This window comes from Bradyrhizobium sp. BEA-2-5, assembly GCF_032918025.1.
Taxonomy (GTDB): Bacteria; Pseudomonadota; Alphaproteobacteria; order Rhizobiales; family Xanthobacteraceae; genus Bradyrhizobium; species Bradyrhizobium pachyrhizi.
The window spans coordinates 7,761,819-7,774,029 of the sequence record NZ_CP136629.1 but is presented as its reverse complement, the minus strand read 5'-3'; the positions used below and the strand labels follow the sequence as shown (position 1 = coordinate 7,774,029).

General features: G+C 66.1%; 12 protein-coding genes. 1 reads left to right on the top strand and 11 read right to left on the bottom strand.

The genetic code is table 11. The annotated features are described in order from the left end of the window. Positions 1–42 precede the first annotated feature (42 nt). On the bottom strand, positions 43–885 hold the full coding sequence (locus RX327_RS36290; protein WP_317248750.1) for a C40 family peptidase: 843 nt from the start codon (positions 883–885) through the stop codon (positions 43–45). Beyond that, entirely contained in the window at positions 878–2,257 is a 1,380-nt protein-coding gene (locus RX327_RS36285) for a leucyl aminopeptidase family protein (RefSeq protein ID WP_317248749.1), read from the bottom strand. The genes RX327_RS36290 and RX327_RS36285 overlap by 8 nt, the downstream gene beginning before the upstream one ends. A 207-nt stretch (positions 2,258–2,464) precedes the next feature. Here RX327_RS36285 and RX327_RS36280 point away from each other — a divergent pair, with 207 nt between their 5' ends. Then, on the top strand, positions 2,465–3,262 hold the full coding sequence (locus RX327_RS36280) for a tetratricopeptide repeat protein (protein ID WP_317248748.1): 798 nt from the start codon (positions 2,465–2,467) through the stop codon (positions 3,260–3,262). Positions 3,263–3,430: 168 nt separating this feature from the next. Here the strand turns inward: RX327_RS36280 and RX327_RS36275 are convergent, their stop codons facing one another. From RX327_RS36275 to RX327_RS36235, 9 genes are all read right to left on the bottom strand, one after another. Then, the gene (locus tag RX327_RS36275; RefSeq protein ID WP_317248747.1) at positions 3,431–4,405 is read right to left on the bottom strand and encodes a type II secretion system F family protein; all 975 of its coding nucleotides are present in this window, start codon (positions 4,403–4,405) and stop codon (positions 3,431–3,433) included. A gap of 9 nt (positions 4,406–4,414) precedes the next feature. Next, positions 4,415–5,392 (bottom strand): type II secretion system F family protein, encoded by a 978-nt coding sequence (locus RX327_RS36270; protein ID WP_317248746.1) that lies wholly within the window; start codon positions 5,390–5,392, stop codon positions 4,415–4,417. 11 nt (positions 5,393–5,403) lie between these two features. Next, positions 5,404–6,867: a CpaF family protein gene (locus RX327_RS36265; RefSeq protein WP_317248745.1), complete on the bottom strand. Its 1,464-nt coding sequence runs from the start codon at positions 6,865–6,867 to the stop codon at positions 5,404–5,406. 24 nt (positions 6,868–6,891) lie between these two features. Next, positions 6,892–8,160, bottom strand: a complete 1,269-nt coding sequence (locus tag RX327_RS36260) for a CpaE family protein (RefSeq protein ID WP_317248744.1) — start codon at positions 8,158–8,160, stop codon at positions 6,892–6,894. Next, on the bottom strand, positions 8,157–8,909 hold the full coding sequence (locus RX327_RS36255) for a CpaD family pilus assembly protein (protein ID WP_050387197.1): 753 nt from the start codon (positions 8,907–8,909) through the stop codon (positions 8,157–8,159). Before RX327_RS36255 ends, RX327_RS36260 begins: the two co-directional genes overlap by 4 nt. An 8-nt stretch (positions 8,910–8,917) precedes the next feature. Beyond that, a complete protein-coding gene (locus RX327_RS36250; RefSeq protein WP_317248743.1) occupies positions 8,918–10,396 on the bottom strand; it encodes a type II and III secretion system protein family protein in 1,479 nt (492 codons plus the stop codon). 2 nt (positions 10,397–10,398) lie between these two features. After that, positions 10,399–11,193 carry a Flp pilus assembly protein CpaB gene (gene cpaB / locus RX327_RS36245; protein ID WP_317248742.1) on the bottom strand — a complete coding sequence of 265 codons (795 nt, stop codon included), beginning with the start codon at positions 11,191–11,193 and terminating at the stop codon, positions 10,399–10,401. A 129-nt stretch (positions 11,194–11,322) separates the two neighbouring features. Further along, positions 11,323–11,847 (bottom strand): prepilin peptidase, encoded by a 525-nt coding sequence (locus RX327_RS36240; RefSeq protein WP_317248741.1) that lies wholly within the window; start codon positions 11,845–11,847, stop codon positions 11,323–11,325. A gap of 172 nt (positions 11,848–12,019) precedes the next feature. Continuing rightward, a complete protein-coding gene (locus RX327_RS36235; protein ID WP_016842642.1) occupies positions 12,020–12,184 on the bottom strand; it encodes a Flp family type IVb pilin in 165 nt (54 codons plus the stop codon). Positions 12,185–12,211 lie beyond the last annotated feature (27 nt).

The following is a 12,211-nucleotide window of genomic DNA, read 5'->3' as shown; positions in this document are numbered from 1 at the left end:
CCGGGTTCGATGCTTCGCATCGCCCCGGAATGACGGAAGCAATTATAGCCGCTTGATCGCCAAGACCTCGCTGTCGGCGGCCTTGATCCTGGCGATGGCAGCCTGCGTGTTCTCCACCACCGTTGCCATGTGATGGGCGTTGGCGTGCACGATCGTTGTCGCGTCCCGGACGATGGCGACATGGCCCTTCCAGAAGATCAGATCGCCGCGCTGTAGATGCTTCGATTCGGCGGCCGTCAATTCGCGGCCGAGGCCTTCCTGCTGCATGTCGCTGTCGCGCGGGCAGCCGATGCCTGCGGCGGTGAGCGAGATCTGCACGAGGCCCGAGCAGTCGATGCCGAGGCTGCTCTTGCCGCCCCACAGGTAGGGCGTGCCGACGAAGCGCTCGGCGATCGCAACGAAATCATCTGCCATCGTGTCGAGCGGCGCGAGATGCCGGCGTGGCAGGTGCCAGCCTTCGCGGGTCACCGCGAACGCACCGTCCTCGCGGACGATCGCGAGCTTCGTCCCCATCGCCAGCGCCTCGACCGGCGGCAGCTTGATCGAGGCGCCCGGAAACGCCAGCGTGCGCAGCGCCGTGACCTTGTGCGTCGGGACGGCGCCTGGCTTGGCCAGCGCGGCTTCGGGAATCCAGCCGACATAGCCGTCATCGGCGAGCTGGCCCCAGGCCCAGCCTTCGCCGTTGCGATCGTACACCGTGACGCGCTCGCCCCAGAGCGCCTGCGTCATCTGTTCGGCATCGCTCGCCGGCGCCTGGCGCAGCGGCGCGATGGCGTCGCCGACCTCGAGCACTTCGCCTTCGACGAAGCGCAAGGCCTTGACCTTGCCCTCGAGATATTTCGCCGCGAGGTCGGCGCGGGCCGGCGTCAGACGGGGATCATGCATAGCGCTCGCTCAGCAATGTGTAGAGGGCGCGAGCGGCCTGGCACTCGCCGCCTTCGGGCCGCGCCGGCTTCGCCGACGGCGTCCAACCATAGATGTCGACATGCAGCCAGCTCCCGGCGTGCTCGACGAAGCGCTGCAGGAACAGCGCGCAAGTGATCGAGCCGGCGAAGCCGCCGGACGGCGCGTTGGTGATGGTGGCCGTCTTGGAGTCCAGCCAGGCATCGTAAGGCGGCCACAGCGGCATGCGCCACAACGGATCGTTCTCGCTCGTCGCACAAGACGCGACGTCGGCGGCCAGCGTCTCATCATTGGTGTAGAAGGGCGGTAAATCCGGCCCCAGCGCGACGCGGGCCGCGCCCGTCAGCGTGCCCAGATCGATCAGCAGCTCGGGCTTCTCCTCGTCCGCCAGCGCCAGCGCGTCGGCGAGGACGAGCCGGCCTTCCGCGTCGGTATTGCCGATCTCGACTGTGATGCCCTTGCGCGAGGTGAAGATGTCGAGGGGGCGGAAGGCATTGCCGGCGACCGCGTTCTCCACGGCCGGGATCAGCACGCGCAGCCGCACCTTCAGCTTCGCGTCCATCACCATGCGCGCGAGTGCCAGCACGTTGGCGGCGCCGCCCATGTCCTTCTTCATGATCAGCATGCCGCTCGACGGCTTCAGGTCGAGTCCGCCGGTGTCGAAACACACGCCCTTGCCGACCAGCGTCACCTTGGGGTGATCCGGATCGCCCCAGCCGATGTCGATCAGTCGCGGCGCGCGGCTGGAGGCCATGCCGACGGCGTGGATCAGCGGGAAGTTCGGCGCGAGCTCGTCGCCGTCGATGCAATTGAAGGCAGCACCGAACCGCATCGCGAGGTCGCGCGCCACCTCGGCGAGTTCCGCCGGACCCATGTCGTTGGACGGCGTGTTGATGAGGTCGCGCGCCAGCGCCGCGGCATCCGCCATCCGGATGATCTCCGCCGTGTCGACGCCATCGGGCGGCACCAGGCGGACCTCGGGAGCCTTGTTCATGCGATAGCGGCCGAAGCGATAGCAGCCGAGCGCGAAGGCGAGCGCGGCAAGTCTAGTGTCGTACGGCGCATTGGCGAAGCGGTAGATGCCCGGCGGCAGCAGGCCGGGCAGGGCGCCGGGCCGGAACGGATCGCGCGCCTTGTGGTCGGCGTCCTCGAGACCGAACAGCACCTGCGCGATGCCGCCGTCGGCCGCCGGCAGGACGAGCAATTTGCCCGCCTTGGCGGCAAAGTCATTGGCCGCCGCGAACTGGCGCGCCGGCGCCGGCAGCTCGCCCTGAATCGCATCCCATGTCGCCTTGGTGACGAAGGTGATCGGCGTGGCGGCGGTCGTGGGGGCGGTCTCGAACACGGATGGCATGCGGCTCTCGGCTGTTCTGGCGTCGTTGGTGGGCTACTACACGCCTTTCGCCACAGATGGTAGCGCGCCAACGGTTCACGCGACGTGCAGGGCCGGAACCGGAGCGTCGGCTGCCGGCGACGCCAGTTAACCAGACGTTAGGGTTAACAGTCTATTGCTGGCATGCTCGGCTGGAACCGTTCGCCCGATTTCGTGAGTCACAGTGCCATGTGTCGACAGTCCAATCTGACCCGGCATCTCGCTTCCGCAGCCCTTCTGGCGATCCTGGCCGCAGGGCTTGGCGGTTGCCAGACCATGTCCGACGTGGCGGGATCGATCACGTCGCGGTCCGATCCCACGCCCGATGATCCGCGCCGGGCCGTCGAGGCCTATGGCGAGCGCTATCGCAAGAATCCCAAGGATGTCGCCGCCGCGGTCGCCTACGGACAGGCCTTGCGCGCCAACGGCCAGCGCGCCCAGGCCGCCGCCGTGCTCGAGCAGGCGACCATCGCCAATCCCGGCAACAAGGCGCTCCTCGCCCAGTACGGCCGCGCACTCGCCGACAACGGCAATTCGCAGGCTGCATTCGACGTGCTGAGCCGCGCGCACAGCCCGGACAATCCGGACTGGCGCATCCTGTCGGTGCAGGGCACCACGCTCGACAAGATGAACCGGCACGAGGAGGCGCGGCGCTATTACGCCAGTGCGCTCAGGCTGGCTCCGGACGAGCCGTCGGTGCTGTCCAATCTCGGCCTCTCCTACATGCTGACCAAGGATTTGCCGAAGGCGGAAGAGACGCTGCGCCAGGCCTATGCCAGCGCCCGCGCCGACACCCGGATCCGGCAGAACCTTGCACTGGTCGTCGGCCTGCAGGGCCGCTTCGCGGAGGCGGAAACAATCGTCAAGGCCGACCTGCCGTCGGATGAGGCCGCGGCCAACGTCGCCTATCTCCGCGACATGCTCAACCGCAAGGACGGGCCGCGGACCGCGTCGCGTGCGGCGCCGGTCGTCGCCAAGGACGACTAAACCAAACGCGGCAGCTCCGCCTCCCCTTGAAAAGGGGAGGTCGCTTTGCTCGCGAGCGCAAAGCAGGTGGGGATCATCTCTCCACGAGCGGCAGTGTCTGCGGCTGACCCCCATCCCGGCCTTCCCCTTTCAGGGGGAAGGAGAAGGCAGCCGCGCAGGCGACGCAACTCAATGCATCGTGGCGATCTTGATGTAGGACGGCCCGAGGATCACGATGAACAGGCAAGGCAGGAAGAACAGGATCATCGGCACCGTCAGCTTCGGCGGGAGGGCGGCGGCCTTCTTCTCGGCCTCGTTCATGCGCATGTCGCGGTTCTCCTGCGCCATGACGCGCAGGGAGTGGCCGAGCGGGGTGCCGTAGCGCTCGGATTGCTGCAAGGCCATGCACACCGACTTCACGCCTTCGAGGCCGGTGCGGCGCGCCAGGTTCTCGTAGGCGGTCTTGCGATCCTGCAAATAGGACAGTTCCGCGGTGGTCAGCGCGAACTCCTCCGACAGCGCGACCGACTGCCCGGCGATCTCGTTGGCCACTTTCCGGAACGCCATCTCGACCGACATGCCGGATTCGATGCAGATCAGGAGCAGGTCGAGCGCGTCGGGAAATGCACGCTTGATCGAGAGCTGGCGCTTGGCGATCGCATTCCTGAGGAACAGCATCGGCGCCTGAAGGCCGAGATAGGCAGCGCCGATGCAGATGCCGATCTTGAGCGTGAGCGACCAGTTCGCGCCGGCAATGAAGAATGTATAGATGATTGCGCCGATCAGCATCAGGATCGGCGTGACCGCCCGCGCAGCCAGGAAGTAGACATAGGGGGCGTGGCCGCGATAGCCCGCCATCACCAGCTTCTCGATTGCCGCTTCCTGAGCCAGCCATTTGGTGAGGTTCAGGTCATCCACCATCTTGGAGACCGCCTGCTTCGGCGTCTGCCGCAGCGTCACCTTCTCCGACCTGGAGAGGCGTTCGCGCTCGCGCTGCCGCAGGCGCTCGCGCTCGCTGGCGACCGCCTTCATGCGCTTGTTGAGATCGCCGCCGGCCAGCAGCGGCATCACCAGCGTGTAGACCGTCGCGCTTGCCGCGAAGAAGGCAAGCAGCATGGTCATGAACCTGACGTCGTGGAGCTTGGCGACCAGAATATCAATCATGCGGCACCGTCAGAAATCGAAGTTGATCATCTTCTTCATCACCATGATGCCGATCGACATCCAGACGACGCAGCCGACCAGCATCAGCTGGCCCATCGAATTCGTCCACAGCAGGGCGATGTAGTCCGGCGTCGTGAGATAGACGAGGAACATCACGATCGGCGGCAGCGAGCCGATGATGCCGGCCGAGGCCTTGGCTTCCATCGACATCGCCTGGATCTTCTCCCGCATCTTCTTGCGGTCGCGCAGCACCTTGGAGAGGTTGCCGAGCGCTTCGGAGAGGTTGCCGCCCGACTTCTGTTGGATCGACACCACGATGCCGAAGAAATTGGCTTCCGGCAGCGGCATGCGCTCGTAGAGCCGCGCGCAGGCCTCGCCCAGCGGCATGCCGATCGCCTGCGTCTCGATGATAGCCAGGAACTCGCTGCGCAGCGGCTCGGGAGAATCGGCGGCGACGACCTTGATCGATTCGAACAGCGGCAGGCCCGCCTTGATGCCGCGAACGATCACGTCGACCGCGTCGGGCAGCGCCTTCAGGAACGCCTTTTCCCGCCGCTTCTTCAGGAAGCCGAGCAGCCAGCGCGGTGCGCCGAGGCCCATGGCAAAGCCGATGCCGGCCGCGCCGAGCATGCCGCCACCGGCCAGGAATGCCGCGCCGAACCCGAATAGGCCGAGAGCGCCGGAGATCATCCAGAACTTCTGCTCCGACCACTCCAGTCCGGCCTGCGAGATGCGCAGGCCGAGCGGGACTTTCTTGTCCTTCTGGCGCCGCGCCTCGAGCTCCTTCAACGATCCTTCGACCTGCTCGCGGCGGGAGCGCTGCGTGCGGTCGGCGTTTCGTGTCGTCGTGGGTTCGCTGCGCGCCACCGACGCCCGCCGCGACTCGGCCTTCTTCTCCCCCGAGAGGTAGGGATACAGGAAGACCCAGGCGATGCCGCCCACCGTCGTGGCGGCGAGGAAGGCGAGAGCCAGAGTTTGCATCTGCATCCTGCGTTCCCCTAGACCGGCGCCGGCGCGTCGGAGGCATCCAGCGCCGCCGCAAGCCGCTTCTCTTCGTTGTAGTAGCGCGCACGTTCCCAGAACTTCGGACGGCCGATGCCCGTCGAGCGGTGCCGGCCGATGATCTTGCCGTTGGCGTCCTCTCCGACCATGTCGTAGAGGAAGATGTCCTGGGTGATGATGGTGTCACCTTCCATGCCCATCACCTCGGTGATGTGGGTGATGCGGCGTGAACCGTCGCGCAGGCGCGCGGCCTGGATGATGACGTCGATCGAGGCGCAGATCATCTCGCGGATGGTTCGCGAGGGCAGGGAGAAGCCGCCCATCGTGATCATGGATTCGCAGCGCGACAGCGCTTCGCGCGGGTTGTTGGCATGCAGCGTGCCCATCGACCCGTCATGGCCGGTGTTCATGGCCTGGAGCAGGTCGAACGCCTCGGGCCCGCGGACTTCGCCGACGATGATGCGTTCGGGCCGCATACGCAGGCAGTTGCGCACCAGTTCGCGCATGGTGACCTGGCCCTCGCCCTCGATGTTGGGCGGACGGGTCTCCAGCCGCACCACATGGGGCTGCTGGAGCTGGAGCTCGGCGGCGTCCTCGCAGGTGATGACGCGCTCGTCGTGCTCGATGTAATTGGTCAGACAGTTGAGCAGCGTCGTCTTGCCCGAGCCTGTACCGCCGGAGATCAGCACGTTGCAGCGGACGCGGCCGATGATCTGGAGGATCTCGGCGCCTTCCGGCGAGATCGCGCCGAACTTGACGAGCTGATCCAGCGTCAGCTTGTCCTTCTTGAACTTGCGGATGGTGAGCGTCGGGCCGTCGATCGACAGCGGCGGCACGATGGCGTTGACGCGGGAACCGTCGGCGAGGCGCGCGTCGCAGATCGGCGAGGATTCGTCGACGCGCCGGCCGACCTGGCTGACGATGCGCTGGCAGATGTTGAGAAGCTGCTGGTTGTCTCGGAAGCGAATGCCGGTGCGCTGGATCTTGCCGCCGACCTCGATGTAGACGGTATTGGCACCATTGACCATGATGTCGGCGATGTCGTCGCGCGACAACAGCGGTTCGAGCGGACCGTAGCCGAGGACGTCGTTGCAGATGTCGTCGAGCAGCTCTTCCTGCTCGGCGATCGACATCACGATGTTCTTGATCGCGATGATCTCGTTGACGATGTCCCGGATTTCCTCGCGCGCGGACTCCGAATCGAGCTTGGCGAGCTGGGCGAGGTCGATCGCCTCGATCAGTGCGCCGAAGATGGTCGCCTTGACCTCGTAATAATTGTCCGAACGCCGGGCTTCGACGGCCGGGGCAGGCGGTGGCTTGCTGGGTGCCAGCGGCGGCGACGAGATCGCCGGTGCGACGGGCTCGCGCGACATCGCCGGCGCGCCGGCTGGCTCCGGCGTCTGAAACGCGGGCTTGGGTGCCCGCACGTCCCCATCGTTTCCGCTACGCTTACCAAACACGACGTCTTGACTCCACGCGGACCACTATTTGGACCGCAGCTTTTCGAGCAGGGGCGACAGGAAGGACCCCCTCGGCTTCTTGGTCTCGCCGCGGCCTGTCAGCCGCTGCGCCATCTGAAGAAACATCTCGACCGCGCGGTGATTGGCGGAGATCTCCGCGATCATCTGGCCGTTGTTGGCTGCCGAGCCGAAGATCTGCGGCTCGAACGGGATCGAGACGACCGGCTGGCTCTCGATCGCCTTGGCGAACTCCGTGGCGGCGATTTCGGGCCGTTTCGGCACGCCGACCTGGTTGAGGCAGTAGAGCGGCGGCCGGTCGTTGGGCCGCGCGGCCTTCAACAGATCGAACAGGTTCTTGGTGTTGCGCAGGTTGGCGAGGTCAGGGGCGGCCACGATCAGGATGTCGTCCGCTCCGATCAAGGCGCGCTTGGTCCAGCCGGACCATTGATGCGGAACGTCGAGCACGATGCAGGGCATGGTGGAGCGCAGCGTGTCGAACACGGCGTCGAAAGCGTCGGTGCCGAAATCATAGACCCGGTCGAGCGTCGCAGGCGCCGCCAGCAGGCTGAGGTGGTCGGTGCATTTCGACAGCAGTCGGTCGATGAAGGCGGTGTCGACGCGGTCGGGCGAGAACACGGCGTCGGCAATGCCCTGCGGCGGATCCTGGTTGTAGTCGAGCCCGGCGGTGCCGAAGGCGAGGTCGAGATCGGCGACGACGGCGTCCATCGCGAGGTCGCGCGCGATCGCCCAGGCGACATTATGGGAGATGGTGGAAGCCCCGACGCCACCCTTGGCGCCGACCACGGCGATGATGCGGCCGACCGCCTTGGCTTCCGGCGCCGAGAACAGGTTGCAGATCGAGCGCACGACGTCGATCGCGCCGACCGGCGCGAGCACGTAGTCGCTGACGCCGCGGCGAACCAGCTCGCGATAGAGCGTGACGTCGTTGATGCGGCCGATCACGACCACGCGGGTGCCGGCGTCGCAGACGGTGGCGAGCTGGTCGAGCCCGCTCAACAGATCGCTGCGGCCGTCGCTCTCGAGCACGATCACGTTCGGCGTGGGAGCCGAGCGATAGGCTTCGATCGCGGCCGCCATGCCGCCCATCTGGATCTTCAGGTGGGCCTTGCCGAGACGGCGATCCTCGCCGGCCGCCTGTACCGCGGCGGCAGTCTCCACGGTTTCGCAGAAGGCCTGGACCGAGACGCGCGGCGCAGGCGCAATATGCTCCTCCACGGCCTGCGGCGGGGCGTCCGTCTGCTCTTCGGAGTTTTGCTGCGCGTAGGTGATCATTTTCCTGTGTCGCTTAGCTTGGCCCTGTCGGACTCGGGATAGGTCGTGGCGGTGGTGGTGCCCTTGCGATACTTGTCGAAGGCGATGTTGCGACGCGACGTATAGGCAGGGGTCTCCGCGCGCGGCTGCACGAGGTCGGTCGGGTCTTCGACCATGGCTGCAAGGTTGCGCTGATTGGCGCAGCCGAAATTGTAGTACTGCTTGTTCTCGATGTAGGACCCGTTGTGGATCGACGGGCCGAGATCTTCCGGCCAGAGGCCGCACGGCCCGGCGACCGCTTTCATCTTTGGATAGTTCACGCGGATCGCGGGCATCTGGCGCGGATCCTCGGGATGGTATTTGCGAACCAGGATCCCGCGCGGCGGCACGCCGGCGGCGGTGAACGTGGCCTGGATCTCGCGCAGCGATTCCTGGGCGGTCCGTGCGTTCGGCGTGTCGGCGGGAACGTCGATGGTGACGGCGCCGGTCCCCTCGCGCATCCAGTCCTGCGCCATCCCCATCACCTCGGCGCGCTGCTCGGCAGTCAGGCCGCCGCGGCTGCGGCCGACGAAGACCACGATCGTGCGATCAGCCTCGGTGACCGCGATCGGATGACGCTGGCGATAGTCGGCCGGCGCGTTCACCATCGCGAAACTGTTGTCGGCGGCGTGCTGGCAGGCGCCCAGCGTCATCGCGAGGCTGACGAGCGCTCCGGCGAGAGCGATACCGCGCTGGTAACCGGCGGATGTCCTGGATGTGGTCTGTGTCATCGTCCGCCTCAGTCCGTAATGAAGCCGTAAGTGCCGCGGTAATTCCGCGCCGGCTCGGTGCGGCCGGGCACGCCGTAGACGCGATTGATGCTGCCGAGCAGGTCGGCCTGCGGATCGGACGCGTTGGCGAAGCCGTCATCCGGCCGCGACAGGTCCTTCGGCGCCACCGCGCGAACGACATAGGGCGTCACGATCACGACCAGTTCGGTCGTGTTGTTGACGAAGTCGCGGCTGCGGAACAGCGCGCCGATGATCGGCAGCTGGTCGACGCCGGGCAGGCCGTTGATCGCCTGCTTGGTCTGCTGCTGGATCAGGCCGGCCATCGCCATCGAGCCGCCCGAGGGAATTTCCAGCGTGGTCTCGGCGCGGCGGGTCTTGATCGAGGGGATGGTCGTTCCGCCGGCGCCGCCAGTCAGCGAGTTCTCGTTCGACAGCTCCGAGACTTCCGTCATCACGCGCAGGCTGATACGGCCCTCGCTCAGCACCACGGGCGTGAAGTTCAGCGAGATGCCGAACTTCTTGAAGTTGACGGTCTGAACGCAATTCCCGATCGCGCCTCCCGTTGTCGTCTGACAGGTCACGCCGGTCGGAATTGGAAATTCGCCGCCCGAGATGAAGGTCGCCGATTCGCCGGAGATCGCAGTCAGGTTCGGCTCGGCGAGCGTCCGCACCACGCCTGCGCTTTCCATGGCGCGCAGCGTCGCCGACACCGATGGAGCCGCGCCGAATGATGTGGTGAGGTTGTTACCGGGCACCAGCGCTGCGTTGTTCGCCGTGAACGGGTTCGAATTGGTGAAGCTCACCACGGAGGTGCCGTAGTTGAGGTTGGCGGAGAGGTCGATGCCGAGCTGCTTGACGATGTTGCGCTGGACCTCGGCCACCGTCACCTTGAGCATGATCTGGTCGCGGCCGCGCACCACGATCGAGTTCACCACCTTGTCGGGGCCGCCGACCAGCCGCGTGGCGATCTCGCCGGCCTGCTGCGCTTCGATCGGGCTCGCCGCGCTTCCGGTCAGCATGACGCCCTCGCCGACGCCCTCGATCTGGATATCGGCATTCGGCAGTGCGGCGCGCAGGGCCGCCCGCACGCCGTTGAGGTCGCGCTTGACTGCGATGTCATAGGCCGCAATCTGCTGACCGGCGGAATCGAAGAACACGATGTTGGTCTGGCCGACCGCCGCGCCGATGATGTAGGCGCGCTGCGCCGAGCGGACCACCGCATTGGCGATCTTGGGATCGGCGACAAGCACGTCCTTGATGTCGCGCGGCAGGTCGATCACGATGGACTTGCCGATGCCGAGCGAGAGGAAGCGCGCGTTGATCTGGCCGTCCGCCGCGGCGGGAGCGGCGCGGTAGTCGCCCGCCACCACCGGCGTCAGTGCCGGGTTGAGCGTGAGCGCCGCGACGGCCGAGAACGACAATGCGCGGACCATGAAGGCCCGCATCGTCCGTTGAGTTGCCCCGCCCTTCATCACCTGTGTCCTCATGGTCACTTCTGCATCGTTGCCTGGTTGGCAACGCCAAAGCGGATGACGTTGATCGTCTCACCGCGTCTCTGGTGGTTGTCTTCGGCCCTGACGTCGGTCCCATTGTTGTCGGCGATGCTGCGCAGCGCCAGCGACAGGACGCCACTCTGGCGCGCGCGCGCCAGCGTCTCGGTCTGGTCAGGCTTCAGCTCCAGCGTCACCGTCTTGCCGATCAGTGCGTTGGTGCCGTCCTTTTCCTTCGGCGCCTGGTCGATCGCGAGCACGCGGATGTTGGCGAGAATGACCTCGGAATTGACGATGTCGGCGCCGTTGCGGTCGGGATTCTTGTCCCGCTTCGACAGCAGGACGTCGACCCGGTCATTCGGCAGGATGAAGCCGCCGGCCCCGGTCTCGGGAGAGATTTCAGTCGACACCGCGCGCATCCCGGACGGCAGGATCGCGGCCATGAAGCCGGAGCCTTCGGCCCTGACCAGCTTCTGCTCGCGGATCGGCTCGCCCTGCATCAACGGCACGCGTGCGATCGAGCCGGCGACGTCCTTGATGGCGTCGGCGTGGTTGTCCTTGCGCATGAAGCTGGCGCTGGCGGTCGCCGCCGGCCAGGTCTGCCACTGCAGATCTTCGGCCTTCACCGCCTGGCCGAGGCCAATGTCGGAGCGCGCGACCAGGATGTCGACCGTCGGCAGCTGCGCAACTGGCGGAGGAGCCGCCGGCTTGTCGTCGCTTCCGCTCGCCAAATAAAGCGCCGCAAGGCCGGCGCAGCCTGCAATTGCCAGGACCAGAATGCGGGCCTTATCCATTACGCTTCACTTTCCAACAATACGCCGCGACGCTGCCGCCGCCGTGATCGGCAGTTGACCAGCTATTCGTCAAAGCATGGTTAATGAGGCGTATCTAAATCGCCTTAACGGGCGGTTACCGCTGCTTTCTCAGCGCATGGCGAAGTGCGCGAGATCGATCGTCTTGATCCAGTCCGTCTCGGGATAGATCAGGAGGGCGCCGAGGGCGAGCGCGATGCCGTAGGGAATGCCGCTCTCCTTGGCGTGCAGCCGTGCGAGCCAGGCCTGACCCGCCAGCCCGTAGGGCAGCGGCCATTGCCGGAACTGGAGCAGGAGCAGCGTCAGCGCGCCGCCGAACAGCGAGGCAAACACCAGATAGGGCAGCAGATGCTCGAACCCGAACCAAAGGCTGGCCGCGGCCGCGACCTTGGCGTCTCCGCCGCCGACCCAGCCCATCGCGAACATGCCGAACGCCACCACGAGAACCAGCGCGCCTGCGCCGGCATGGGTGAGGATCTCGTGGACGCCCATCCCGGTCAGCGGCGCCAGGACAAAGAAGCCAGCCACCAGCGCCAGCGAAATCCGGTTCGGGATCGTCATGGTCAGGAGATCGCTCGCCGCCGCAAAGGCCATCAGGGCCGGAAACAGCATCAAGCGTGCGATGTCGAGGATCATGAATTCATGCCGTCAAGCTGGAGCTGCGGTCGAGACCCGACGCTAGCGGCCAATGGTGAACAATCGGAAAAGGATTGCCGGCACATTCTACGCAGGCAGCCGATCGGCCCCCGACAAATAGCAAAGGTCCCGGGATTGCCGGGACCTTTGATGCGAATTCGTCGAAGCCGGCTTACTTCAGCGAGCCCGAGATCGAGTTGAAGGTACCCGAGAGCTTCGTGCCGACGCCGTTGACTGCAGCGATGATCGCGATGGCGATACCGGTGGCGATCAGGCCGTACTCGATGGCGGTCGCGCCCGATTCGTCCTTCACGAAGCGCGAAACGAGGTTCTTCATAAAATCACTCCTGTGTACACGTGGCTG